At 67.8% G+C, this 25,377-nt stretch carries 22 protein-coding genes and 1 pseudogene; 14 read left to right on the top strand and 9 right to left on the bottom strand.

Features of this window, described 5'->3' with window-relative positions; all coding sequences use genetic code 11:
- Positions 1 to 15: 15 nt before the first annotated feature.
- A complete protein-coding gene (recJ, locus tag THIX_RS08920; RefSeq protein ID WP_112485955.1) occupies positions 16 to 1,752 on the bottom strand; it encodes a single-stranded-DNA-specific exonuclease RecJ in 1,737 nt (578 codons plus the stop codon).
- 15 nt (positions 1,753 to 1,767) lie between these two features.
- Entirely contained in the window at positions 1,768 to 2,895 is a 1,128-nt protein-coding gene (locus THIX_RS08915) for a hypothetical protein (RefSeq protein WP_112485954.1), read from the bottom strand.
- Between the two features lie 297 nt (positions 2,896 to 3,192).
- On the opposite strand from THIX_RS08915, the gene THIX_RS08910 reads away from it, so the two are divergent.
- Entirely contained in the window at positions 3,193 to 3,939 is a 747-nt protein-coding gene (locus tag THIX_RS08910) for an SDR family NAD(P)-dependent oxidoreductase (RefSeq protein WP_112485953.1), read from the top strand.
- A gap of 22 nt (positions 3,940 to 3,961) precedes the next feature.
- Here the strand turns inward: THIX_RS08910 and THIX_RS08905 are convergent.
- Positions 3,962 to 4,337 (bottom strand): annotated as a pseudogene (locus tag THIX_RS08905) (type II toxin-antitoxin system HigA family antitoxin).
- Positions 4,338 to 4,388: 51 nt separating this feature from the next.
- Between THIX_RS08905 and THIX_RS08900 the strand changes: the two are divergent.
- From THIX_RS08900 to THIX_RS08890, 4 genes are all read left to right on the top strand, one after another.
- Positions 4,389 to 4,865, top strand: a complete 477-nt coding sequence (locus tag THIX_RS08900; RefSeq protein ID WP_199195256.1) for a hypothetical protein — start codon at positions 4,389 to 4,391, stop codon at positions 4,863 to 4,865.
- 66 nt (positions 4,866 to 4,931) lie between these two features.
- Entirely contained in the window at positions 4,932 to 5,060 is a 129-nt protein-coding gene (locus tag THIX_RS24585) for a hypothetical protein (RefSeq protein WP_256359973.1), read from the top strand.
- 107 nt (positions 5,061 to 5,167) lie between these two features.
- Positions 5,168 to 5,371: a type II toxin-antitoxin system HicA family toxin gene (locus THIX_RS24105; RefSeq protein WP_371412994.1), complete on the top strand. Its 204-nt coding sequence runs from the start codon at positions 5,168 to 5,170 to the stop codon at positions 5,369 to 5,371.
- A gap of 9 nt (positions 5,372 to 5,380) precedes the next feature.
- Positions 5,381 to 5,797, top strand: coding sequence for a type II toxin-antitoxin system HicB family antitoxin (locus tag THIX_RS08890; protein ID WP_112485952.1), 417 nt, complete (start codon positions 5,381 to 5,383; stop codon positions 5,795 to 5,797).
- Between the two features lie 321 nt (positions 5,798 to 6,118).
- Here the strand turns inward: THIX_RS08890 and THIX_RS08885 are convergent, their stop codons facing one another.
- On the bottom strand, positions 6,119 to 7,189 hold the full coding sequence (locus THIX_RS08885) for an aldo/keto reductase (protein WP_112485951.1): 1,071 nt from the start codon (positions 7,187 to 7,189) through the stop codon (positions 6,119 to 6,121).
- A gap of 285 nt (positions 7,190 to 7,474) precedes the next feature.
- On the opposite strand from THIX_RS08885, the gene THIX_RS08880 reads away from it, so the two are divergent.
- On the top strand, positions 7,475 to 8,761 hold the full coding sequence (locus THIX_RS08880) for a lipoprotein-releasing ABC transporter permease subunit (RefSeq protein ID WP_112485950.1): 1,287 nt from the start codon (positions 7,475 to 7,477) through the stop codon (positions 8,759 to 8,761).
- A 3-nt stretch (positions 8,762 to 8,764) separates the two neighbouring features.
- Here THIX_RS08880 and THIX_RS08875 read toward each other — a convergent pair whose 3' ends face one another.
- Positions 8,765 to 12,079, bottom strand: a complete 3,315-nt coding sequence (locus THIX_RS08875; RefSeq protein WP_112485949.1) for an EAL domain-containing protein — start codon at positions 12,077 to 12,079, stop codon at positions 8,765 to 8,767.
- Positions 12,080 to 12,327: 248 nt separating this feature from the next.
- Here THIX_RS08875 and THIX_RS08870 point away from each other — a divergent pair, with 248 nt between their 5' ends.
- Together THIX_RS08870 and THIX_RS08865 are read left to right on the top strand one after the other, a co-directional pair.
- Positions 12,328 to 12,909, top strand: a complete 582-nt coding sequence (locus THIX_RS08870; protein WP_112485948.1) for a DUF4337 domain-containing protein — start codon at positions 12,328 to 12,330, stop codon at positions 12,907 to 12,909.
- A gap of 40 nt (positions 12,910 to 12,949) precedes the next feature.
- Positions 12,950 to 13,528 (top strand): phosphatase PAP2 family protein, encoded by a 579-nt coding sequence (locus tag THIX_RS08865; RefSeq protein ID WP_112485947.1) that lies wholly within the window; start codon positions 12,950 to 12,952, stop codon positions 13,526 to 13,528.
- 21 nt (positions 13,529 to 13,549) lie between these two features.
- Here THIX_RS08865 and merA read toward each other — a convergent pair whose 3' ends face one another.
- Genes merA through merT form a run of 3 tightly spaced genes read right to left on the bottom strand, consistent with a single transcriptional unit; the run spans position 13,550 to position 15,733 of the window.
- Positions 13,550 to 15,058, bottom strand: coding sequence for a mercury(II) reductase (merA, locus tag THIX_RS08860; RefSeq protein ID WP_112485946.1), 1,509 nt, complete (start codon positions 15,056 to 15,058; stop codon positions 13,550 to 13,552).
- Positions 15,058 to 15,342 carry a mercury resistance system periplasmic binding protein MerP gene (gene merP / locus THIX_RS08855; protein ID WP_112485945.1) on the bottom strand — a complete coding sequence of 95 codons (285 nt, stop codon included), beginning with the start codon at positions 15,340 to 15,342 and terminating at the stop codon, positions 15,058 to 15,060. The genes merA and merP overlap by 1 nt, the downstream gene beginning before the upstream one ends.
- Before the next feature lie 16 nt (positions 15,343 to 15,358).
- Entirely contained in the window at positions 15,359 to 15,733 is a 375-nt protein-coding gene (gene merT, locus THIX_RS08850; protein WP_112485944.1) for a mercuric ion transporter MerT, read from the bottom strand.
- Between the two features lie 66 nt (positions 15,734 to 15,799).
- Here merT and merR point away from each other — a divergent pair, with 66 nt between their 5' ends.
- Complete coding sequence (merR, locus tag THIX_RS08845) at positions 15,800 to 16,216, top strand: Hg(II)-responsive transcriptional regulator (RefSeq protein WP_112485943.1); 417 nt, start codon at positions 15,800 to 15,802, stop codon at positions 16,214 to 16,216.
- Between the two features lie 63 nt (positions 16,217 to 16,279).
- Here the strand turns inward: merR and THIX_RS08840 are convergent, their stop codons facing one another.
- The gene (locus THIX_RS08840; RefSeq protein WP_112485942.1) at positions 16,280 to 17,980 is read right to left on the bottom strand and encodes an acyl-CoA dehydrogenase family protein; all 1,701 of its coding nucleotides are present in this window, start codon (positions 17,978 to 17,980) and stop codon (positions 16,280 to 16,282) included.
- Between the two features lie 191 nt (positions 17,981 to 18,171).
- On the opposite strand from THIX_RS08840, the gene minC reads away from it, so the two are divergent.
- The 5 genes from minC to THIX_RS08815 all read left to right on the top strand — a co-directional run bounded on the left by minC (position 18,172) and on the right by THIX_RS08815 (position 25,231).
- Complete coding sequence (gene minC, locus THIX_RS08835) at positions 18,172 to 18,978, top strand: septum site-determining protein MinC (RefSeq protein WP_112485941.1); 807 nt, start codon at positions 18,172 to 18,174, stop codon at positions 18,976 to 18,978.
- Positions 18,979 to 19,024: 46 nt separating this feature from the next.
- Positions 19,025 to 19,837 (top strand): septum site-determining protein MinD, encoded by an 813-nt coding sequence (gene minD, locus THIX_RS08830; RefSeq protein WP_112485940.1) that lies wholly within the window; start codon positions 19,025 to 19,027, stop codon positions 19,835 to 19,837.
- 14 nt (positions 19,838 to 19,851) lie between these two features.
- Positions 19,852 to 20,103, top strand: a complete 252-nt coding sequence (gene minE / locus THIX_RS08825) for a cell division topological specificity factor MinE (RefSeq protein WP_112488270.1) — start codon at positions 19,852 to 19,854, stop codon at positions 20,101 to 20,103.
- A 325-nt stretch (positions 20,104 to 20,428) separates the two neighbouring features.
- Positions 20,429 to 21,667 carry an O-antigen ligase gene (locus THIX_RS08820; protein WP_112485939.1) on the top strand — a complete coding sequence of 413 codons (1,239 nt, stop codon included), beginning with the start codon at positions 20,429 to 20,431 and terminating at the stop codon, positions 21,665 to 21,667.
- 54 nt (positions 21,668 to 21,721) lie between these two features.
- Entirely contained in the window at positions 21,722 to 25,231 is a 3,510-nt protein-coding gene (locus tag THIX_RS08815; protein WP_112485938.1) for an SNF2-related protein, read from the top strand.
- Positions 25,232 to 25,377 lie beyond the last annotated feature (146 nt).

The raw sequence follows: 25,377 nt of genomic DNA, 5'->3' as shown, positions 1-25,377 counted from the left end.
TGCTGAAAGACAAATTCAATCCGCATCCTCCACCGCCTCCAGCACCATGCGGGTCTGGGTGCGGCCCTGCCAGGTGTTGGTGTCCAGGCGCCAGGCGACGCGGGCCTGGGCGGGAAGGAAATCGCTGCGGTTCCAGGCGATGAGTTCGCGCGTGGCGCCGGCTCCGGCTCCGGCCGGGGCGTCGAGCAGGCGCACGCGGGCCTTCATGTGGCGCTCGCCAAGCTGTCCTTGCTGCAGCACCTCCACCCGGCTGGCGAACACCGGCGCGGCGAAGCCCTGGCCCCACACCTGGGCCTGCAGCAATTGCGCCACGTCCGGGGTGAACCACTCGGCGCCCAATTCCCCGTCCACCTCCAGCCTGCGCGCCAGCAGCGCGGGCGAAAGCCACGCGCTGGCGACGGCTTCGAAAGCAGCGGCGAAGCGGGCGAAGCCATCGGCGGCAATGGTGCAGCCCGAGGCGGCGGCGTGCCCGCCGAAACGCACCAGCAGCCCGGGTTCGCGTTTGGACACGAGGTCGAGCGCGTCGCGCAGATGAAAGCCGGGGATGGAGCGGCCCGAGCCGCGCAACTGGCCGTCCGCGCCCGGCGCGAAGACGAAGGCGGGACGGTGGTGCAATTCTTTCAGCCGCCCGGCGACGATGCCCACCACGCCCTCGTGCCAGTCCGGCGAGAACAGGCTGATGGAGGCGTTCGCAGCCGCGTCGCCCTGGCCCTGCAGCCGCGCCAGGGCTTCCTGCGCCTGCTCGCGCATGCCGGCTTCGATGCCGCGCCGCTCGCGGTTGATGGCGTCGAGCGTCTGCGCCAGTTGCATGGCGCGCTCGCCATCGTCGGTGATCAGGCATTCGATGCCCACGGTCATGTCGGCCAGCCGTCCCGCCGCGTTGATGCGGGGGCCGAGGGCGAAGCCCAGGTCGAAGCTGCTGGCCAGCGCCGGTTCTCGGGCGGCGGCGGCGAACAGCGCGCGCACGCCGGGCTGCATGCGGCCCTCGCGCATGCGCTTGAGGCCATGCGCCACCAGCAGGCGGTTGTTGGTGTCGAGCTTCACCACGTCGGCCACCGTGCCCAGCGCCACCAAGTCGAGCAGCCCGTCCAGCCGGGGCTGGGTGGCAGCCGTCAAAACGCCGCGTGCGCGCAGCTCGGCGCGCAGCGCCAGCAGCACGTAAAACATCACCCCCACGCCGGCCAGGTTCTTGCTCGGAAAGGTGCAGCCCGGCTGGTTGGGGTTGACGATGACGGCCGCATCCGGCAGGCGCTCGCCGGGCAGGTGGTGGTCGGTGACGAGCACCCGCATGCCGAGTTGCAGGGCACGCGCCACGCCCTCCACACTGGCGATGCCGTTGTCCACGGTGACGATCCAGTCGGGCTTCCCGCCCGGCTGCTGCGCCACCAGATCGGCCACCGCGGGCGACAGGCCGTAGCCGGTGGTGAAGCGGTTCGGCACCACATAGCCCACCTGCGCGCCCAGCATGCTCAAGCCCCGCAGGCCCACGGCGCAGGCGGTGGCGCCGTCGCAGTCGTAGTCGGCGACGATGCACAGGCGCTCGCCGCGCGCAATGGCGTCGGCCAGCACGCGCGCCGCCTGCTCGGCGCCCAGCAAGAGCTTGGGCGGCAGCAGCGCGGACATGTCGGGCTCCACCTCGGCCGGGTCGTGCACCCCGCGCGCCGCCAGCAACTGCGCCAGCAGGGGGTGAATGCCGGCGTTCCGCAAAGTGTGAACGACGCGCGGCGGCGCGTCACGCGCAATGAATTTCATACCTGCGGCCAACCTCTACACCAGGCCCAGCAGCACATGCGCGTCGGCCCGGCGCCAGAACTGCCAGCGGCGCGCCTTGTGCAGCTCGAACCCGATCCAGCGCCGGTCGCCAGCCAGCACCACCTGGGCGCCGGCATGGTCGCGCAGCGCCTGGTCGATGGCCCCGGCGGCCGCCTGGTCGAGCGCCGCGACGGCCGCGCCCAGCGCCTCGGCATCCGTCTCGCGCGTGGCCTGTGGCTGCAGCACTTGCAGCGGGTGGGGATGCCGGCTGGCGGGCAGCTTGGGCAGGCCGGCATGCGCCGCCGGCCACCAGGCCGTGGCGCTCTGGGCGGCCTGGCGCTGCATCACGAAAGGGTTGCGCAGGCCGGCCGGCAGCGCGCCACAGCCATGCAGCCAGAGGGTGTTGGCCTCGGGCCGGCCGGCGCGCATGCGCGCCTCGTTCACCGGGTGGTATTGCCACACCATCTGCATTTCGGTGAGCAACTGGCGCCAGGGCCGCGCCGGGGTGCCGGCCGGCATCCACGCCGCCACGTTGCGGGCAATGGCGCGGGCGGGGTCGGCCGTCACCACCTCGGCCAGGCTGGAGTGGGCCACCAGCCAGCGGCCCGGGTTGCCGGCATCAACATGCCAACCCGCGTCGCTCAGCAGCGGCCGCACGGCGTCGAGCAAGGCCTGGGCCTCGTCCACGGTGAGCTGCAGCGCGGCGGGGTTGGCCAGGCTCAGGCTCTCGCGCCCCAGTTCCAGGTGGGCAGGCAAGGCCAGGCCCCACGGCAAGCCACGCAGCGCCTGCCCCGCCGCCAGCGCCGCCAAGGCACCCCAGGGCGCCTGCTCGGACAAGACCGCCGCAGCGTGTGACGGTGCCGCCGCCTGCGCAGGCGCGTGTTCGACATTGGGCGCGGCGTTGGGCGCGGTGGCTGCGTCCGGGGCTGGGTCCAGCACGGCGCCAGGCTGGCCCAGCGCGGCCAGCAGCCAGCGCTCGGCGGGGGACAGCCAGGCGGCTTCGGCGTCTTCGTGCAGGGCTTCTTGCAAGCTCACTTCCGCCAGCCGCAAGCAGCGGCTGAGGCGGGGCATGGAGGTGGCGGCCAGAGCCTGCTGCCAGGGAGCACCAGCGACTGGCGCGGTGTCGATCAGGATGGTGTGCATGCCGAATTATCCCCCGTGACCCAGCCCTGAAGCCGGCGTCGGTACGTCACCATCGCTCGCCCGGCGGCGCTTTTCGCCCCTGGGACGGGTCGGGGCGCGGCCGGGACGGCCGCGCCCATCGGCAAATCTCAATAGCATGGCATGGGTCTGCGGCCGCATCGCGCCTTTCTCGCAGCCGTTGCGCCGTTGCAGCGGGCCGCCATGAGCGCGCTTCGTCACCGCATCCCCACATCTCCTCACCGCATCTCCTCACCGCATCTCCTCACCGCATCTCCTCACGACATCCCCGCTCAAACCATGACCACCACCAAAATCGCCATCGTCACGGGTTCCTCATCCGGCATCGGTGAAGCCACCGCCCGGGCGCTTGCCGCCGCCGGTTACACCGTCTATCTCGGCGCCCGCCGGCTCGACCGGCTGCGCGCCATTGCCGCCGACATCCAAGGCCGCGCCCTGCCGCTGGACGTGACCGACAAGGCCAGCGTGGAGGCCTTCGCCGCCGCGCTGCCCAAGCACGTGCATGTGCTGGTGAACAACGCCGGTGGCGCCATCGGCCTGGGGCCGGTGGCCGAGTTCGACGAAGACCAGTGGCTGGCCATGTTCCAGAGCAATGTGCTGGGCCTGGCGCGCATGACCCGCGCGCTGCATGGGCGGCTGCAGGCCAGCGGCGACGGCCATGTCATCAACATCGGCTCCGTCGCCGGGTTCGAGACCTACGTCGGCGGCGCCGGCTACACCGCGGCCAAGCACGCGGTGCGCGCCATCAGCGACACCCTGCGGCTGGAATGGCTGGGCCAGCCGATGCGCGTCACCGAGATCGACCCCGGCCTGGTGGAAACCGACTTCTCGCTGGTGCGCTTCGACGGCGACGCCGCCCGCGCCGCCAAGGTCTACGCCAACACCCGCCCCTTGTCGGCCGGCGACGTGGCCGACGCCGTGGTCTGGGCCGCCACCCGCCCGGCGCATGTGAACATCGACCAGATCGTCATCCGCCCCACCGACCAGGCCCGCGCCGACAAGGTGTTTCGGCGCACGGGGGTTTGAGGCGGGCGCGGGCGCAAGCGCCTCAGGCGCGACGCTGCGGCACTGGCGGCCGAATCAGGCTCTCGGCCGGAATGCCGAGGTCGCGGTGCAGGTTCCAGATCATGCGCAGCGTCAAAGGGCGCTTGCGGTTGAGCACTTCGTACACCCGGTTGCTGCGTCCGATCATCGGTTCCAGGTCTTTCGGCGTCAGCCCTTTCTGCTCCAGGCCAAATCGAATCACCTCCACCGGGTCCGGCAAGTCCAGCGGGTAATGCCGGCGCTCATACGCCTCGACCAGCGTCACCAGCACGTCCAGGCGTTCGCCCTGCGGCGTATTGGCGTTGGCTGTCATCAGCCGATGCAACTTCATCCAAGGCTGCGCGGTAGTCGCGCTCGGTGCGAATCGGCTTGATTTCCATGCTGCTCTCCTTCAAATCGTCTGCGCGTCGATGGCGTCGTATTGCGCATGCGTGCCCAGGAAGCGCACATATCCGCAGGACAACATCATTTTCAGCGACGACACCAGCGCCCTGCTGCTGCAGAACCGCCAGGAAGTGATGCGCTGTTCGGTGGCCGATACCGTCGCGCTGGACAAGCTGCTCAAACTCTTCTTCGGGTTCGAGCGACCCGAGATTGCCGGATTTCGCGCCGCGGTCGAGCAGTTCAAGGCCAACCTGCCCGCCGTGCCCGACGCCCTGCGCCAGATGATCGACTTGCAAGAGCGCGGCAACCCCGCCTTTCGCGCCGCCGCCGCGCGCTTTCTCGCCCACGCGCAAGAGGCCATCAACCCCGCGCTGCTCGAAGCCGACGTGCGCGAGATGTTGATCCAGCACAGCACGGCCGACCTGTTCGGCAGCGTGAGCGAAGAGAACGTCGCCCGCATCAAGCGGCAGAACGCGCGGCGCATCAGCGTGGTCATTGGCAAACCTACTTTTCGTGGGAGCTGAATGAAGACTGGTATCAGCTTTCCCAAATTTTTCCGAGGGGTGTAGCAACCAATCCGTACATTGCATTTGTCGAAGGTCGACACCTACCGCCTCAAGGACCACAAGGGGCGCGTCATCGACCTCCTCGCCCGTGTGACCACCGTGAGCGTGGAAACCCTGCGCATCGTGCAGGCGATGCGGGCGGCGGCGCGGTAAGCGCACCGGCCATGGGGTTGTCGGTGCATGGGCCGCGTGGGGGAGCGCGTTTGGAAACAAGGTCGCACCCAAAACCAAACAGAAGTGTTGCATTGATCCGATGAAAAATAACACATCTGTTACTATTCAGCTGTGAACTCGAAGCAGTTGAAAAAGGGCTGGAACAGCAAGGCGCGAGCTTTCAGCCCGGCAAGGGTTCACACCTGAAAGTCTTCCTGAATGGCAGGCAATCCGCGTTGCCGATGCATGGCACCAAGGAACTCGGCAAGGGGATTGAGGCCGCCATCAAGCGCCAGCTTGGTTTGAAATGAGGAACCCCCATGTTTGACTACCCCGTGACCCTGACCCCCGATGACGGCGCCGTCATGGCGACGTTCGCCGATGTGCCCGAAGCCATCACCTTCGGCATGGATGAGGACGAAGCCTTGCTTCAAGCAGTGGATGCCCTCGAAATCGCGCTGTCGTTCTATGTGGATGCCCGCCTAGCGTTGCCCGCAGTCAGCCAAGCCGCGCCGGGACAAAAAACCGTGCGCCCTTCGGCGCTGGAATGCGCGAAGCTGGGCGTGTATCAAGCAATGACCGAGCAGGGCATCAAGAAAGCGGAACTCGCCCGTCGCCTGGGCTGGCATATGCCACAGGTTGATCGCTTGTTTGACTTGCGCCATGCCTCCAAACTGGATCAGATCGAGGCCGCGGCGAATGTGCTCGGACGGCATATCGAGATCACTGTAGCCTGAGACGCTTGCGTCCGATCGCGCGTTGTATGGAACGCCTGTCGCTCCGTTTGCTCGGTTCGCACCGTTTGCCCCGTGCGCCTGTCTGCCGTGAACACCAGCCGCTCCCTCATCGTCTCGGCGTTCGCAACGGTAGGGCAGAAAGTCCGCGACAGGCCCTGACTCCAGGCGAAGGCGCGAGAAAAGGCGCAAGCGAGCCCGGATGGCTCGCGCTCAAGCGCCGCGCGCTAAGGGCCATGGCCCGCAGGCACGGCCTCAGCAGCGCCCGGTCTTGCATCTGACGCAACGGCCCTGACTTAACTGCCCTGGCGCTCTCCCTCCCCATTACTGCGCCAACCCCGCCGTCACCGCGTCCATGCGTTTCAGCACCTCGGTCGTGAGCTTGGGCAGCACGGCCAGGGCGCCGAGATTTTCGTGCAGTTGGGCCAGTTTGGAGGCGCCGAGGATGACGCTGCTGACGCGCGGGTTGTGCGCCACCCAGGCCAGCGCCAGTTGCGCCACGCTGCAGCCGAGTTCCCTGGCAACCGCTTCGAGTTCGCCCACGGCGGCGTTCTTGCGGGCGTCCAGCAGCCCCTCGCGCAGGAAGCTCACGCTTTCCATCGCGCCACGGCTGCCGGCGGGCACGCCCTGGCGGTATTTGCCGGTGAGCAGGCCGGAGGCCAGCGGGCTCCAGGTGGTGAGGCCCAGGCCCATGTCTTCATGAGAAAACGCACGGCCGCCCGAAGTTTTCTCATCCCCCTCGGGGGGCGGCTGATGCGCAGCAGCAGCCTGGGGGCTCTCGTACAGCCGGGCGTACTCCTGCTCCACGCGCTTGCGGTGGAACAGGTGGTATTGCGGCTGCTCCATCACCGGCTTGTGCAGGTGGTGGCGCTCGGCCATGTCCCAGGCGGTGCGAATTTCGTCGGCGGTCCATTCGCTGGTGCCCCAGTAGAGCGCCTTGCCTTGCTCGATGATGTTGTGCATGGCCCAGACGGTTTCGTCCACCGGGGTGTGCGGGTCGGCGCGGTGGCAGTAGATGAGGTCGATGCAGTCGAGCTTCATGCGCTTCAAGCTGCCATCCACCGCCTGCAGCAGGTACTTGCGGTTGAGGGTGTCGCGGCCGTTGATGCGGGGTTTGTCGGCGCTGCCACGGTCCAGGCCCCAGAAGAACTTGCTGGAGACGACGTAGTCGAGCCGGTTCCACCGGAGCTGGGCCAGCGCCTCGCCCATCAGGGCTTCGCTCTGGCCGTTGGCGTAGACCTCGGCGTTGTCGAAGAAGTTGACCCCGGCGTCGCGCGCCGCGGCCATCATCTCGCGCACGCCGGAGGCGTCCACCTGGTTGTGGAACGTGACCCAGGAGCCGAGCGAGAACAGGCTGACCTGCAGCCCGCTGCGGCCGAGCCGGCGATACAGCATGGGGGGTGTGGAATCTGTCATGGGGTGTAGCCTCCAAGTGGGTGCATGGGGTTCGGGCGAGAGGCAAGCTGGGTGCAAGCTGCTCGCGAATGCGCTGTGAACCCTGGAGCTTAGGACGTATGTGCAATTCCCTGCGCGTGCAATGCGGCGAAAAATCCGCCGCAAAATCGGGCTGCTGCGCACGGCATCTTTCTCCCGGCTTGCCGCGCATTCCGGCCCGCCTTTTTCTGACTGTCCGGCCGGCCGACCGACCACCGTTCAACCCCACCCGTACACTGCGCCCCCATGGCCACGTCCCCCCATTCTCCCAGGCTGTCTTCGTTGCCTTACGAACTGCTCATCGGCTGGCGCTACACCCGCGCCGGGCGGCGCACGCGGCGCAATGGCTTCATCTCCTTCATCTCCTTCATCTCGGTGGCGGGCATCGCCCTGGGCGTGGCGGCGTTGATCGTGGTGATTTCGGTGATGAACGGCTTCCAGAAAGACGTGCGCGACCGCATGCTCAACGTCATTCCGCATATCCAGGTGTTCAGCGTGGATGGCGGGCCGCTGACCGACTGGCGCGGCGTGGCGAACATCGTGCAGCGCAACCCGGCCGTCACCGGCGTGGCGCCCTTCGTGTCGGGCCAGGCGCTGCTGGCGCAGGGCAACACCTTGTTCGGTGTGCTGGCCTGGGGCATCGAGCCGCAAGAGGAGGGCAAGGTGTCGGCCATTGCCTCGCACATGGTGGCCGGCTCGCTTGCAGCGCTCAAGCCCGGCAGCTTCACCGTGGTGCTGGGCAATGAGCTGGCGCAGCGCCTGGGGGTGGGCATCGGCGACCAGGTGACCATGGTGGTGCCCAGCGGCAGCCTCACGCCCGCGGGCATGATTCCGCGCCTGCGCACCCTGCGGGTGGTGGGGCTGTTCAACGTGGGGCACTACGAGTACGACAGCACGCTGGCGCTGCTGAACCTGGACGACGCCGGGAAAATTTTCCTCTCCGGCGGCCCCACCGGCCTGCGGGTGCAGACTCGAAATATCGACGACGCGCCGGCCGTGGCGCAGCAGTTGCAGACCGCGCTGCCGCCCAACCTGGTGGCGCAGCCGTGGACCGAGCAGAACCGCACCTGGTTCGAGGCGGTGGTGATCGAGAAACGCATGATGTTCATCATCCTGGCGATGATTGTGGCGGTGGCGGCGTTCAACCTGGTGTCCACGCTGGTGATGACGGTGACGGACAAGCAGTCGGACATCGCCATCCTGCGCACCCAGGGCGCCAGCCCCGGCTCCATCATGGGCATCTTCGTCGTGCAGGGGGCGATCACCGGGGTGATCGGCGTGCTCTCGGGCGTGCTGCTGGGCTGCCTCATCACCTTCAACATCGACCCCATCGTCGGCTTCCTGGAATGGGTGTTCCACACCCAGTTCCTGCCGAGGAGCGTGTATCTGATCCACAAGATGCCAAGCGACCCGAGAGCCTCGGACATCATCGCCATCACCGTGGTGGCACTGGTGCTGGCGCTGCTGGCGACCATCTACCCGAGCTGGCGCGCCTCGAAAGTGCAGCCGGCCGAGGCTTTGCGCTACGAATGAAGCTCAGCAGAGCCGTTGTTTAAACGCCGGGCCGTCCCGGGCGATGCGCGGCGGCATGCGGAAGCTGGTGACGAAGGCGGGGATGTCCTCGGGCCGCATGGGGGGCGAGATGGCGAAGCCCTGCAGGCCATCGGCCGAGCTTTGCCACAGCAGGTCGAGATGGGCCTGGGTTTCCACGCCTTCGATCACCGTGCGCATGCCCAGGGCATGGCCGAGGGCGAGGATGGCGTCGAGAAACAGCCGGTCGCGCGGGTGAACGGGCAGGTCGCGCACGAAGGCCTGGTCGATCTTGAGCACGTCCACCGGCAAGGTTTTCAGGCGCAAGAGCGAGGCGTAGGCGGAGCCCACGTCGTCCATGCCGATGCGCACGCCCTCGGCGCGCAGGGCGCTGAGCTGCGCCAGCACGACGTTCTCGCCCAGCACCTCTTCGGTTTCCAGAATTTCCAGGCTGAGCATGCCGGGCTCGAGCTCGGGGTGGCGCGCGATTTCAGCCAGCACCTGGGCTGAAAAATCCGTGGCCAGCAGTTCCTGCGGCGCGACGTTGACGGAAATCCCGATGTGCAGCCCCTGGCGCACCCAGGCGGCAAGGTCGGCCAGGGCTTGCTGCAACACGCGTGTGCCCAGCAGGGTGAGTTCCATGGGCCCGAGCTCGCGCAGGAAGGCGTCGGGCTGCAGCAGGTCGCTGTCCTGGCGCAGGCGGGCGAGCGCTTCGACATGGTGGATGCGGCCGCTGGCGCGGTCGAGCACGGGCTGGTAGTGCAGCACCAGGTCGCCGGTGTCGATCTTGCGGCGCAGCTCGGCACGGCGGTCGGGCGTGCTGAACGAGGCGCTGGCCATGGCCGGGTCGTACAGCCGGTAGGCGCTGCGCTGCGGCCCGCGCCGGCTCTTGTGGGCGTACAGCGCCATGTCGGCGTGGCGCAGCAGGGTGTCCGGGGTTTCGCGGTCGTAGGGGTAGATGGTGATGCCGCAACTGGTATCGACCTGCAGGCTGAGCGGCGGGTTGCCGACCTGCATGGGCCCGCGCAGGTGTTCGAGAAAACTCCGGCAGACGGGTTCGAGCTCGGCCAGCTCCTTGCTGCCTTCGAGGATGATGACGAACTCGTCGCCGCCCATGCGCAGGGCCAGGGCGCCGGCGGGAAGCTGGGTCTTGAGGCGCTCCGCCACGCCGCGCAGCACCTGGTCGCCGACCAGATGGCCGTACACGTCGTTGATGGACTTGAAGCCGTCGAGGTCGAGATACGCCAGGGCCAGCAGGGTGCCGTTGACATCGGCGCGGGCGATGGCCTGCTGCAGGGCGCTCTCCAGCATGTTGCGGTTGGGCAGGTGGGTGAGCGTGTCGTGCAGCGCCAGCCACTGCTCGCGCTGGCGCACCTGCTGCAGCGCGCGGTGGCTGGCCATTTCGTCGAGCGCGTGGTCGAGCAGGCGGGCGACGCGGGTGATGAGCTCGCGCACATCGTCCTGGAACAGGCCGCGCGCGGGCGAGGTCACGACCAGAATGACTTCGGGCCGCCCGGCGCGCAGCAGCGGCACGGCGGCGATGCTGTGCCAGCGGTGGGCAACGACGAAGTCGCGCCGCGGCAGGTTGATGGGGTCGGCCGGAAAATCGTTGTGCACCCGCAGCTCGCCGGCCAGCCAGGCGCGCACCGCGAGCGCGGGTTGCGGGTCGTCGAGGCGCAGTTCGATTTGCCCCAGACCGTGCGAGCCGTTGCCGGCACTGGCGAGCACCTGGAACACCCCGGCCGCATCCGGGCGGCCGATCCACGCGGCGTTGAACAGACTGGATGCGGCCAGCGCCTCGCAGGCGGCGTGAAACAGCGCCAGCTCGTCGCCCTGGCGCGCGTGCTGCTGCACGATTTCGCCCAACTCCGCCAGCGCCGCGTACAGGCTTTTCAGGCGCTCGCTGCGCCGCTGGCGCTCGCGCTGGTCGCTCACGTCGTGGAACACCAGCACGGCGCCGCGCGCTTCGCCATCGTGTCGGGTGATCGGCGCGGCCGAGTCTTCGATCGCCAGCACCCGGCCGTCGCGGGTGCTCAGCTCGGTATGATTGCCCAGCACCACCACGCGGCCGGTCGCCAGGGCGCGCGCCACCGGGCAGGGCGCGGGCGGATCCTCGCCTTCCACCGCGATGCGAAACACCTGCTCGATGGGCTGGCCCAGGGCCTCGGATGCCGGCCAGCCGGTGAGGCGCACCGCCTCCGGGTTCATGCGGCTGATGCGGCCCCGCGCGTCGGTGGCGATGACGGCGTCGCCAATGGAGGAGAGCGTCACGTCCAGCTCGTCGCGCTGGCGCCGCAGCCCGTCCAGGGCCTGCTCGCGGCCGCGCTCGGTGCGGCCGAGTTGGCGCAGGGCGCTGGCGAACAACCAGGAGCCGGCTGCAAACAGCCCGAGAAACAGCAGCAGGGTGCCGGCCAACTGCCCGGCCCAGCGCTGCAGCAGGCTGCGCGTGGGCAGGTCGGCGCCGATGACGAAGGGGTAGTCGGGCACGCGGACATAGGCGCCGACGAGATGCCGGTTCGCGCTGCTGGCCACACCCGAGAACATGCCGGAAGTGGCTTGCGGTTGGCCTCGGATGGCTTCGAGCATGATGCCGCTTTGGGGTTGACCGTAAGGCAGGTGCGGAGGCGGCGGAAAGCGCAATTGCAGCAGGCCGTCGTTGCGCAGCACGACGAAGGCCATGCCCTCGCCCGGCGCCTGCAGCAAACCGAGCGCGCGCGGGAACACGGAGACGGAGGCCTGCGCCAGCACCAGCCATTGCTGAGGAAACGCCCTGCCAGCCAACGTTCGCCCGGCACCCCCGGGAGACGGCATCTGCGCGCCGCCGGGCACGGCCGAAAGCGGCAGATATTCCAGCGCCATCCAGCTGCCGGCGGCACGCTTGTCGGGAATGGGCGGCCCGAGGCAGAAGGTCTTGTCGCGCAGGCAGGCGGCGTAGGCCGCGCGGGTGGGTGGCGTCAGTTGGGCGTCTTGCAGTGGTGGCGGTGGCAGTGCGCCACTGCGGGCGACGTAGCGGCCTTGGGCATCCGCCAGGGCGACGCCTTCGACGCCGGGCCGTTCAAGGAGGTAGGTGTCGAGCTGCTGCTGCGCCGACTCGGGCCGCACCAGCAGGCGCCGTCCGAGGCGCTGCATGGCGTCTTCGCGCGCGCGCAGCGTGGAGCGCCATTCGATGGCGTATTCGGCGGCGAAGGCGCGCAGGCGCTCCTGGCTCTGGTTGCGGATGTCCTGCCAGGCGCGCCAGGCGTTCCACGCCATGAACAGCGCCGCGCACACGGCAACGCCCAGCCAAAGCCGCCTGAGGCGGCTGTGCAAGTATGAGCCCATGCGTGCGGCGGCATGGAGGTCTGTGGCTGAATCGATGACTCGCTCGAGGGGGTGAGATGGCTGAACGATGCCGACGATTAGAGCGTGCCCGCACAGGCTTGCAAATCCCCGGACATGCGGGGGCGGGCCTGGGCAACACGGAACAAGTCCCTTGTGCGCATCGCATCACGAGAACTGATTCAGCGTCGCCTTAAACTTCGGCGCATCGCGGCCCTGCGCCGTTCCGCACCATCCAACGAGAAAACCCCATGAGCGAATCCGGAGTCCACGCCCACGCCCCGCATGAAGAGGCGGTGCATCACGCGAGCGAAGGCAAAAATCACACGCTGAACCAATGGGTCGCCATCTTCACCGCGCTGCTGGCCGCGCTCGGGGCCATCGTCAGCTACCAGGGCAGCCACCTGATGAACGAGGTGCTGCTGTACAAAAACGAGGCGGTGCTGAAAAAAACCCACGCCACCGATGAATGGAATTACTACCAGGCCGTGAGCACCAAGCAGCACTTGATGGAACTGGCGCACGACCTGGCGCCGGCCGACAAGCAGGCCGGGATTGTGGCCAAGATCACCAAATACCAGGGCCAGAAAACCGAGATCAAGGCCCGGGCCGACGCGCTGGAAGCGGCGTCGAACAAAGCCAACGAGGAGTCCGATCGCCTCAACCGCCCGCACACCGGCATGGCGCGCAGTCTGATCTTTCTGCAGATCGCCATTTCGCTGGCCTCGATCACCGCGCTCACCGGGCGCCGCTGGCTGTTCGGCGTCGCCATGCTCAGCGCCCTGATCGGCGTTGGCTTGTGGGTGACGGCGCTGGGCTGGGTGGCGGCATGACGGCGCGTTGGCATGGCCCGCTGGCGCGGAAGGCCGAGCGATGAGCGGCCCCTGGTGGTATGCCTGGGGCGGGCTCAACCACGCGCTGTTCCTCGCCATCAACCACGCCGCCGGCGGCTGGCTGTGGGACCACCTCGCGCTATGGGGCACGGCCGCCGGGGACCACATGCTCTACCCCGTCTACGCCGCCGTGCTGCTGGCGCTGGCGCTGAAGCGGCCGAACTGGATCGCGGTGCAGGCGGTGCTGGTGTTCCTGGTGGCCTATCTGATCGACTGGGCCATCGTCTCCGGCATCAAGCCCTGGCTCGACTTTCCCCGCCCGCCCAAGGCGCTGGGCGAGGCGGCGGTGCACATCCTCGGCCGTGCCGAGTACGTGCACAGCTTTCCCTCCGGCCACACGGCCTTTGCCTTCGTGCTGATGGCCAGCCTGTTGCCCGGCGCGCACTGGGTGCTCAAGGCCTTGCTGGTGCTGTTCGCGCTCTGGGTGGGGTGGTCGCGCATGGCGGTGGGCGCGCATTTCCCGGCCGACGTGCTGGGCGGCGCCCTCATCGGCCTGCTCTCGGCGTGGCTGGCGGCGCAGGCGCTGCGGCTGCTGGGGTATGCGCGGGCGAAGCGTTGAGCAAAGCGTTGAGCGACGCGCTCAGGCCGCGCAGCAGGAAAGCTGCGTGACGTCGCGGGTGAAGGTCTGGGCGGCGAGCTTGAGGCCCTCGACCATCGTGAGATAGGGGAACAGGGCGTCGGCCAGGTCGTGCACGGACATGCCTGCGCGCAGGGCCAGCGCCGCAGCCTGGATCATCTCCCCCGCCCCGTCGGCAACGATCTGGGCGCCGAGCAGCCTGCCGCTGCAGGCCTCGGCCACCAGCTTGACGAAGCCTCGGGTATCGAAATTCGCCAGCGCGCGCGGCACCTGTTCGAGCGCGAGCACGCGGGTGTCCACGGCCAGCCCGGCGGCGCGCGCCTGCGTTTCGGTCATGCCGACGGTGGCGACCTGCGGGTCGGTGAACACCACCGCGGGCATGGCCGCGAGGGCCAGGCGCGCCTGGCCGCCGAGCATGTTGGCCGCGGCGCGCGAGCCGCTCGCCGCGGCCACGTAGACGTATTGCGGCAGCGCGGTGCAGTCGCCCGCGGCGTAAATACCCGCGGCGCTGGTGCGCAGGTCGGCGCCGACGACGATCTGCCCAGCCGCGTCCGCCTGCACGCCTGCGGCTTGCAGGTTCAGCGCGTCGGTGTTGGCCGCGCGCCCCGTGGCGACGAGCAGCGCCTCGGCTTCGAGCGGGCCGGCGCTGGTGCGCAGGGTGAAGCGGCCCCCCGCGTAGTCCACGGCGTGGCTGGCGGTCTGCAGCAGCACCTGCATGCCCTCGCCGCGCAGGATGTCGGCAAGCATCGTGCCGATCAGCGGGTCTTCGCGCGAGAGCAGGCTGCTGCGCGCAACAACCGTCACCCGGCTGCCCAGGCGGGCGTAGGCCTGTGCCAGTTCCAGCGCGACGACCGAGGCGCCGAGCACCAGCAGGCGCGGCGGCACGGCATCGGCCTGCAGCGCTTCGGTGGAGGTCCAGTACGGCGCGCCGGCAAGCCCGGGGAGATCGGGTATAGCGGGTCTCGCCCCAGTGGCGATCAGGCAGCGGTCGAACGTCACCGTCTCCTCGCCGCCCGCGGCCAGGCGCACGCGCAGCGACGCGGGCCCGGCGAAGCTCGCCCGCCCCTGCACGCGGCGAATCGTGGCGTGGCGCGCGACCACGTTGTCGTATTTGGCGGCCCGCAGCGCGTCCACCCGCGCCTGCTGCTGCGCCAGCAGCGCGGCGCGGTCGATCGCCGGCGCGCAGGGTGCGATGCCGGCGTCGAACGGGCTCGTCTTGCGGGTGTGCGCGACGTGCGCGGCGCGGATGAAAATCTTGGACGGCACGCAACCCACGTTGACGCAGGTGCCGCCCAGCGTGCCGCGCTCGATCATGGTGACGCGCGCGCCCGCCTCGGCCAGGCGGGTGGCCGCGGCCATGGCGGCCGAGCCGCTGCCGATCACGGCCACGTGCAAGCCGCTTTCAACGTTCGTAGGCAGCCCGTGGCCCGGTGTCGCGACGGCCGGTGTTTTGCTGGTATCGGTGGCGCAGCAGTCGCGCAGCGCGGGGGCTAGCTTCTCGGGCGCGTTCATCAGCGCACGACCTTGACCACCTTGCTCGGATAGCCGGCGTCGGCCACCGCCTTGAGCAGAGCGGCGACCTGGGTCTTGCTGTCGTCGAACTGCACCTGAGCCGTCTTGGCGGGGAAATCGACGCTCACATGGCTCACGCCGGGCACGTCGTCCAGCGCTTTTTTCACCGTGATCGGGCACACCGCACAGGTCATGCCGGGCACCGAGAGCTGGGCGGTTTCTGTGGCGGCCCACGCCGGCAGCGCGAAAACACACAGGGCGAGAGCGAACAGGATTTTGCGCATGGGAGACTCCTTGGGTTCAGTAAAAGAATGGGGCGACATACGGGAAAGCGAAGGCGATGGCGATCAACACCACCACCACCCAGAACACGACCTTGTAGGTCACGCGCACACCCGGCAGGGCGCAAACCTCGCCAGGCTTGCACGCGGTGGCGGGCCGGAACATGCGCCGGTACGCCAACGCCAGTGCGACGAGCGCGGCACCCAGGAAGTACGGCCGATACGGTTCGAGCAGCGTGAGGTCGCCGATCCAGGCACCGCTCACGCCCAGCGACACCAGAATCAACGGCCCGAGGCAGCAGCTCGACGCCAGAATGGCCGCCAGGCCGCTGGCCAGCAGCGCCGCCTTGCCCTGGGGGGCTTGCGGGGCGGGGTTCACGTCCGTGTTCACCATCGGTCTCCTTGTATGAATGCGTCAAGGGTGGTAGTGTGGTGCCGTACTTAAGTACGGACACAAGCAATGACACAAATTTTTACATCTGAGACAGACTTGAGCATTGGACAACTGGCCGCCGCCGGTGCGGTGAACGTGGAAACCGTGCGCTTTTACCAGCGCCGTGGACTGCTCGGCACGCCGGACAAGAGCTACGGCAGCATTCGCCGCTACGGCACCAGGGACCTGGTGCGCCTGCGCTTCATCAAGAGCGCGCAGCGCCTGGGCTTTTCGCTCGACCAGGTGGCCGATTTGCTGCGCCTGCAAGACGGCACGCATTGCGACGACGCCCGCCACCTCGCCGAAGCCAAGCTTGCCGACGTGCGCGAAAAGCTCGCCGATCTGCAGCGCATCGAGTCGGCACTCGGCACACTGGTGGCACGCTGCGCCAACCACGGCGGCAGCATCACCTGCCCGTTGATCGAGTCCTTGCAAGCGGGTTGAGCCGCGAGCGCTCGGGTCTGGCCGCTCAGCGGCCTCGCGTCGATGCCGCGGGCCAAGCCCTGCTCATACCCCTGGCCATGCGCGCTCGACGATCGCCAGCATGTCCACCCCCTGCGGCAGCACGCCGAAGATGCGGCCGCCGCGTGCGCAGCCCAGGCGGCTGGCGATGAACGCGTCGGCCACGAACGTCGGCGCGTGCTGGCGCAGCAGCACGGCCTGCACCAGCAGCACCAGGTCTTGCGCCAGGGCGCGGGCCTGTGCCGGGTCGCGCAGCGCCTCGATGCGCAGCGCGTCCAGCGCCGCCAGGGCGCGGGTCAGCGCGGCGTCGCCCTGGGAGGCGTCGGCCAGCCAATCCTGCAGGGCCTGCGCCGCTTGCGGCTCGCGCTGCAGGGCGCGCAGCAGGTCCAGCGCCATGACGTTGCCCGAGCCTTCCCAGATGGAATTGACCGGCGTCTCGCGCAGCATGCGCGCCAGCGGCTGCTCCTCCACATAGCCGCTGCCACCCAGCACCTCCATGCACTCGCCCACGGCCTCGATGGCGCGCTTGCACACCCAGAGCTTGGCCGCAGGGGTGAGGATGCGGCGCATCGCGGCTTCCAGTTGGAGGCTAGAGCCCCCAGGCCGCTGCTCCGCAGCAGCCGCCCCCCGGGAGGCGCTTTCCTCGCGGTCAAACGCCGCGGCGAGGCGCAGCGCCAGCGTGGTGGCGGCCTCGGTTTCCAGCGCCAGGTCGGCCAGCACGGCCTGCATCAAGGGCTGCTCGGCCAGGTGTTTGCCGAAGGCGCTGCGCTGGCGCGCGTGGTGCATGGCCTGCACCAGGGCGGCGCGCAGCAGCGCCGTGCTGCCCAGCACGTTGTCGAGCCGGGTGTAGGTGGCCATTTCCAGGAGGATGGGAATGCCGCGCCCGGGCACGCCCACCAGCAAGCCCCAGGCGTCCTGGAACTCGACTTCGGCGCTGGCATTGGAGCGGTTGCCCAGCTTGTCTTTCAGGCGCTGCGCGCGCAGCGCATTGCGCGTGGCGTCAGGCCGCCAGCGCGGAACGTAGAAACAACTCAGGGCGTCGCTGCCATCGCGCGCCAGCACCAGATGGGCGTCGGACTGCGGCGCCGAGAAAAACCACTTGTGGCCGACCAGGGCGTACTCCGCACCACGCCCGCCCGCGCCCAGCGGCCGCGCCAGCGTGGTGTTGGTGCGCAGGTCGGAGCCGCCCTGCTTCTCGGTCAGACCCATGCCGACCAACATGCCGCGCTTGGCGGCCAGCGGCGCATCGGCGGGGTCGTACTCGCGGCTGAACAGGTGGGGCTCGAGCTGCGCCCAGAGGGCCGGCTCGCGCCGCAGGATGGGAATGGACGCAAAGGTCATCGTGGTCGGGCACAGCGTGCCGGCCTCCACCTGGCCCTGCATGAGGTAGCCGGCCGCCCGCGCCACATGCGCCCCGGGACGCGGCTCGGCCCAGGCGGCGCTGTGGAAGCCGCGCTGGAAAATGCCGCGCATGAGACTGTGCCAGGCGGGGTGGAAGTCCACCGCGTCGATGCGCCGGCCTTGCGGGTCGAAGTCACGCAGCACCGGACCGTAGACGTTGGCCAGGCGCGCCTGCTCCTGCAACGTGGCACGGCCCAGCTCGGCACCCACGGCGAGCAGCGCGGCATCGGCCCAGGCCGCGCCTTCGCGCTGTGCGCCCTCGCGCAGCGCGGGGTCGGTGGCGTAGCGGTTGTAGTCGGCCAGCGGCTCCACCATATTGCCGACTTCGTGAGTAGTCCAGTTCATCGTGTCTCCAGTCTCGTCGTTCGTGGGTCAGCATGCAGTTTCTCCCTGCGTTATAGGCGAATTGCGTCGGCTCGTGCAAGTACCATGCAGCCTTTGCCCATCGGATCTTCAAGGACGCCCGTCTCGATGCCCGCGATGTCGCACTGCGCCCACCCGTTCCGCCCTTTGCCACGCGCCCGGCGCGGCCAGCCATGAGCACGCGCAAATCCAGCCTGTTCGACTTGCGCGCCGGAGCGGTGGACGCGCTGCACCTGGCGCTGAAAACCGCCGACATGGCGGCGCTGCAGGCCGCACTGCAGCAGCGCTTCGACGCCGCGCCCGAGTTTTTCGCCGGCGATGCCGTGGTGCTGGACCTGCGCCGGCTGGACGACGACGCCCGCCTGGACGTGAACGCCCTGGCCACCTGGCTCACCGGGTTGCGCCTGCGCCCGATTGGCGTGGTGGCCAACGACGCGCAGGCCGACTGGGCCGCTGCCGCCCTGCCCCGGCTGGACACCCACGCCGCGCCGCGCAAGCCGCCCGCGGCCGATGCCGCAGAAGCCGCCGACAGCTCGCGGGCCGCCCCCCGGCCAGGCTCGGCCGCCCCCGGCACCGCGCCACCGTCCGCGCAGCCTGCCGCCGCCGCAAGCGCAGCGCAGCCGCAGGCCCATGCCGCGCCCGCCCACGCCACCCTGCTGATCGACAAGCCTTTGCGCTCGGGCCAGCGTGTGTACACCCCGGGCGACTTGATCGTGCTCGACGTGGTGAGCCACGGCGCCGAGATCATTGCCGGCGGCAATATTCATGTGTATGCCCCGCTGCGCGGCCGCGCCCTGGCGGGCGCCCACGGCGCCGAGGGCGCCCGCATTTTCAGCACCTGCTTCGAGCCCGAGCTGGTGGCCATCGCCGGCGTTTACCGCACCGCCGACCAGACGCTGCCCGACAGCATCAAGGGCAAGCCGGCGCATGTGCTGCTGGACGGCAACGCCTTGCGCATCGAAGCGCTGAAACTGAAGTAATCCCGCCGCCCCGCCCCCAATCTTCAACCACCAACACCCAGCAACCATGGCCAGAATCATCGTCGTCACATCCGGCAAAGGCGGGGTCGGCAAGACCACCACCAGCGCCTCCTTCGCCACCGGCCTGGCCCTGCGCGGCCATAAGACCGCCGTGATCGACTTCGACGTCGGCCTGCGCAACCTCGACCTCATCATGGGCTGCGAGCGCCGCGTGGTGTACGACTTCATCAACGTCATCCAGGGCGAGGCCAACCTCAACCAGGCGCTGATCAAGGACAAGCAGTGCGACAACCTGTTCGTGCTGCCCGCCTCGCAAACCCGCGACAAGGACGCGCTGACGAAGGAAGGCGTGGAGAAGGTGCTCAAGGACCTGGACACGATGGGCTTCACCTACATCGTGTGCGACAGCCCGGCGGGCATCGAGAGCGGCGCGCTGCTGGCCATGCACTTCGCCGACGAGGCGCTGATCGTCACCAACCCGGAAGTCTCGTCGGTACGCGACTCGGACCGCATCCTCGGCATCCTCGGCTCCAAGACCAAGCGCGCCATCGACGGCGCCGAACCCATCCGCGAGCACCTGCTCATCACCCGCTACAACGCCAAGCGCGTGGCCGAAGGCGAGATGCTGTCGATCGAAGACATCCAGGACATCCTGCGGCTCAAACTCATCGGCGTCGTGCCCGAAAGCGAAAGCGTGCTGCAGGCCTCCAACCAGGGCCTGCCGGCCATCCATCTGGACAACAGCGACGTGGCCAGCGCCTACCAGGACGTGATCGCCCGCTTCCTCGGCGAAGAGCGCCCCATGCGCTTCACCGACTACCAGAAGCCTGGGTTCATCAAGCGCCTGTTCGGCCGTTGATGGGAGACAGCGCCATGTCCATCCTGTCTTTCCTGCTCGGCGAAAAGAAGAAAACGGCGTCCATCGCCAAGGAGCGGCTGCAGATCATCCTCGCCCACGAGCGCGTCTCGGGCGCGCCGGCCGACTACCTGCCGGCGCTGCAGCGCGACCTCGTCGCCGTCATCTCCAAGTACGTCAAAATCAATCAGAACGACATCCAGGTCAAGCTCGAACGCCAGGATTCGCTGGAAGTGCTGGAAGTGAAAATCGAGATTCAGCAGGGGTGATGTGCCGTTGCCGTGCGTGGGGCCGAAGTGCTGCGGGCCTTGAACTCTTGCACATGGGTGATGCTTCCCCAATGTGTGACGGTTCGAACCCTTCCCCACCCCAACCCTCCCCATGCATGGGGAGGGAGCAGGCCCCTCCTCGGCCATGGAGGGGACAGGGGAGGCTGGGAGGGGCATCTCTCCAGTTCGCGCAGCGCCGTTCTCTCCTCCCCCACGGGTGGGGGAGGCTGGGAGGGGGAGCTTCGCACCCCGCTTCGGGCCTGCTGCCAACGCTGACCATCGCCAGAGCCGACAAACAATGGCCTGAGCCCACCGCGATCACCCCATGACCCAACAAGCCCCCGCGCAACCCACACTCGCCACCAGCCGCTGGCGCCTGGTCGATCTTGCGGCCGTGCTCATGGCCTTCACGCTGCCCCTGCCCACCGCGCTGGGGTCCGTCGCCACCGTCCTGCTGCTGCTCGCCTGGCTGCTCAGCGGCCGCTGGGGCGAACAGTTTCAGCGCTGGCGTGCCGTGCCTACGGCCATGTGGGCCACGGCCCTGCTGCTGATGTTCGTCATCGGCACCACCTACAGCGCCGGCACCGGGCATGGGGTGAGCAACTTCATGGGCAAGTACGCCAAACTGCTGCTCGTGCCGGTGCTGATCATGGCGCTGATGGACCCACGCTGGCGCCGCCGCGCCATCAACGCTTTTCTGCTGGGCGCGGTCATCGCCACGGCCCTGTCGTATGCCCGGTTCTTCAACTGGGTGCCCACGCGCTCGCATGAGTCCGTGGTGCAAGGCCATATCCACTTCGGCACCATCGTGGCCTTCGCCGCCTACTTCTTCGCCCGCAAGGCGTTCGAGCCTGGCCGCTGGCGCTGGCTGTGGGTGCTCGTGGCGGCGTGGATGGCATTCGATCTGCTCTACATCAACATCGCCCGCACCGGCTATGTCGTCGTGTTCGCCCTCATCGTGCTGCTGGCCTGGCAGCGCTTCAGGTTGCGCGGGCTCGTGATCGGCAGCGTGGCCGCCGTCGTGCTGGCTGGGGTGGCGTTCACGGCCTTTCCGGTGGCCAAGCTGCGGCTGGAGCAGGCCGTGAGCAACATCCAGCAGTACAAGCAGTTCGAGCGCACCCGAGAGGGCAATCTGGACACCAATTCACTCGGTTTGCGCCTGCAGTTCTGGCGCAACAGCTTGCGACTCATCGCGCAGCACCCCATCCTCGGCACCGGCACCGGCAGCCTGCACGAGGAGTACGCCAAGCTCGTGGCTGGAACCAACACGCTGGACGCCGTCAACCCCCACAACGAATACCTCAGCACCACGGTGCAACTCGGCATCATTGGCCTCGCGCTCCTGCTTGGCATGGGCATTGCCGCATGGCGCGACGGCCTGAAGCTGCCCGTCATCGAGCGCGACGCCCTGCAAGGCGTGATCGTCACCATCGCCGTGGGCAGCCTGTTCAACTCCCTGCTGCTGGATGTGAACGAAGGGCGGTTTTTCGTGGTGATGCTGGGCTTGCTGCTCGCGGCGGTGGCGCATCAGGTGCGGAAACAAGCTGAAGGAATTGCTGTTTGACCCGCCAGGTCACTCTTTCCACGTTTTTCCGATCAATCACGTTCAAGCTCACCGATGGCGCGACCAACCTATGGCTTGACCTGGTGGGGGCGGCAATGGCTGCAGGCACTGACCCACCTTGACTATGACAACCGACTGCCACGTGGGCGCACCTACGCCAACAAAGGAGCCGTCAAGCATCTCGTGGTCAATGGTGGTGAGATCCACGCCCAGGTTCAAGGAAGTCGCCCTCGACCTTACGCCATCAGTCTGAGTGTCCCACCTCTTGCCCAAGCCGACGCCGCACGACTGCTGGACGGCGTCGCAGACAATCCGGCTTTGATCGCCCGCTTGCTGAACCGGGAGCTCGACCCCGCCGTGCTTGAACTGGCACACAGTTTGGGAATCGCCGTGTTTCCCACACGCTGGCAAGACCTGGACATGCACTGCTCCTGCCCCGACTGGGCCGTACCCTGCAAACATCTGGCGGCGGTGATCTACATTCTGAGCCGGGACATCGATGGCGACCCGTTTCGGGTGTTTGCGCTGCGCGGCGTGGATCTGGTGGGCGCCCTCAAAGCCCGCGGCATCCACATCGATGCGCAAGCGGCCGTCACTCTGCCTTCGGTTGCCGATCTCCTGCTGCTGCAGGATCCACCCGACGCGCACTCCAGGCTGGTGGACGAGGCTGACACGATCGACCCGTTCGCCCCCCTGGACTTCTCGGCCCTGCCCGATCTGACCGATTCGCTGCTTCGGGTGCTGCCCGCGCAGCCTGCTTTTTCGGCGCCTGGGGATTTTCGGGAAGAGATGCAGCGCGCCATGCGCCAGGTGGCCAAAACGGCACAGCGTGCCTTGACCGCGATGCCCGATGCCGACGCCGCATCGGCAAGCCCGTTGCTGCCACCGGACCGGCCTCGCCTCGAACTGGACGCCTCCTACACCCCGACACTCAAGGGGCTGGATGCCGTCTCCGGTTGGGATGGTTTATTGCAAGCTCTGGGAAGTCTGAACCCGGAGCGACTTCCTGACCTGCAAGCGGAGGTCGCAGCCTTGTTCGAATTGCGCCTGTTCGCCTTGCATCTGCTGGCACGCGGGGCGGTGATCCCGGAGGTCTTCACACGGAGTGACGGCTCCACGTGCTTACGCTGGGTTCCCGCGCAACTCGACCCGTTGGTGCGTCAACTGCTGCAGCAGATCGCCACCAGACTGCCCGAGGGTCTGCTGGCGTTTCGTCAAGGGCGGCGCAAGCTCACGCTCACCCCTCTGACCCAGGCGATCACCTTGTGCAGCCTCATGCTCGACCTGTACGTGAAGGCCTGGGTCGAGCCGCCCCAATCGATGGATGCGATCCGGTCCTTGTTCTTCGCCACGGGACGCGCGCACCTCGACGGCCCTGGCGAAAGCGCCATCCCCGGCAGCATCCAGTCCTGGCTCTCGCGTTTGCATCTGGCTCAAAGGCGCCACGCTCCCCTGCTCGTTCTGCAGGAAGCCTCGCGCAAAGCAGCCGATCTGACCCTGTCGGTGGCCATTGAGTCTGTATCGGCTGTGATGCAGGAGCCGGTGCCACTGGCCACGGTGCTCCAGCATCCGGACTGGACCCAGGAGCGTTACGCCGTGCTGCAAACGGTGGCGATGCTGGCGGAGTTCTTTCCGCCGCTCAATACCTATGTCCGCAGCGGCGCCAAGACTCCACTCGAACTGGCGGCATCGGATCTGCCGTCCTTCTTGTTCGACACCCTGCCCATCATTCGGCTGCTGGGCATGCGTGCCCTGCTCCCCAAGGCGCTGGACCAAGTGCTGCGGCCGCGTTTGTCGATGCGCGTGAGCGGCAAAACCCAGGCGGGCAACAGCTTCTTCGGCATGGACGATCTCTTCAAGTTCGACTGGACCGTTGCGGTGGGGGAGCATCAACTCACCCACCACGAGTTCGACAGGTTGGTCGGCAGCGCCGCGGGCATGATCCGCTTCAAGGGGCAGTATGTTGTGCTTGACCCCGGCGCCATGGAGCGTCTGCGCGCACAACTCGCCAAACCGCCCAGGCCCACCGGCGCGGAATTGCTGCGCGCAGCACTCGCGGGTGAGTACGCCGGCGCCACCCTGGGACTGGATGCCGAGGCGCAAGGGATCATCCGGACCTTGCTCGACGCTGGCGATGTCGCGTTGCCCGCTTCCATCCACGCCACCCTGCGTCCGTATCAAGAACGAGGCTATGCTTGGCTGTACCGCAACGCTCGGGCTGGTCTGGGCAGTGTGCTAGCCGACGATATGGGCCTGGGTAAGACTCTGCAAGTCATCACCACGCTGCAGCGTCTCAAGGATGAAGGAGCCCTGGAGGCCGCCAAGGTACTGGTGGTGATGCCCACCAGCCTGCTCACCAACTGGCAGAAGGAAATCTCCCGGTTTGCGCCTGAGCTGACGGTGGCTGTGTTCCATGGGGCCAAGCGGGAACTCAAAGCAGACCGTCCAGATGTCTTGCTCACAACCTATGGCGTCGTGCGCGCCGAGACGGCCACGCTCAAGGCCATGGCCTGGCATCTGTTGGTGGTGGACGAGGCGCAGAACATCAAGAACCCGGCGGCTGCCCAGACCAAGGCGGTGAAGGCCATTGCAGCGCGGACCTTCATCGCCATGAGCGGCACCCCGGTGGAGAACCGACTGTCGGAGTACTGGAGCATCATGGACTTTGCCTGTCGTGGCTATCTGGGAACGCTGGCGCATTTCACGAAAGAGTACGGAGTGCCGATTCAGACGCATCGCGATCAGCTTGTTCTGGGGCGTTTCAAACGGGTCACGGCCCCTTTTCTGCTGCGGCGCCTGAAGTCCGATTCACGCATCATCCAGGACCTGCCGGCCAAGATCGAACAGGATCAGTACTGCGCCTTGTCCAAAACCCAGGCCGCCTTGTATGCATCGGTGGTCAAGGAAGGACTGCGGGTGATTGCCGGCGAGTCCGACACCTTCAAGCGCCAGGGACTGGTGCTGCAGATGATTCTGGCCTTGAAGCAAATCTGCAACCATCCGGCCCAATACCTCAAGCAGGGCTCTACGGACTCGAGCCTCTCAGGCAAGGCCGAGCGCTTCCTGGAACTCGTCGACGCCATCCACGCCAGCCACGAGAAGGTCTTGGTGTTCACCCAGTTCCGGGAGATGGGCGCCATCCTGCGCCAGTGGCTCAAGGACCGCCATGGCCGCGAGCCGCTGTACCTGCATGGAGGCGTGGCCCGCGCCAGGCGCGACACCCTGGTGGAGCGGTTTCAGAACGATTGCACCGAGCGTGTCTTCCTGCTCTCGCTCAAGGCCGGCGGCACGGGCCTGAACCTGACAGCGGCCTCGAACGTGATTCATTTTGATCTGTGGTGGAACCCTGCGGTAGAAACCCAAGCCACGGATCGGGCTTATCGCATCGGGCAGCAGCGCAATGTGCAGGTGCACCGCCTGATCACCCGGGCGACGTTCGAAGAGCGTATCAATGCCATGATCCAGAGCAAGCGCGAACTGGCGGATCTGACGGTCGGCACGGGTGAGCGCTGGATCGGCCAGCTTGGGAACGCAGAACTCAAGGAGCTCTTTACCTTGGGCTGAACGGGCATTGCCCGAACTCGACGGGGGCCTGAACCGAAGCAGCATGCCACGCAAGCTGACCCCAACAACGTGAAAGCACATGTTCAAGACACCTACCCCGAAGACCTCGCCCATCGCTATGGCTGCGGCCGCCACAACCTGCATGG

Source organism: Thiomonas sp. X19 (assembly GCF_900089495.1).
Taxonomy (GTDB): Bacteria; Pseudomonadota; Gammaproteobacteria; order Burkholderiales; family Burkholderiaceae_C; genus Thiomonas_A.
This window is presented reverse-complemented; position numbering and strand designations above follow the sequence as displayed.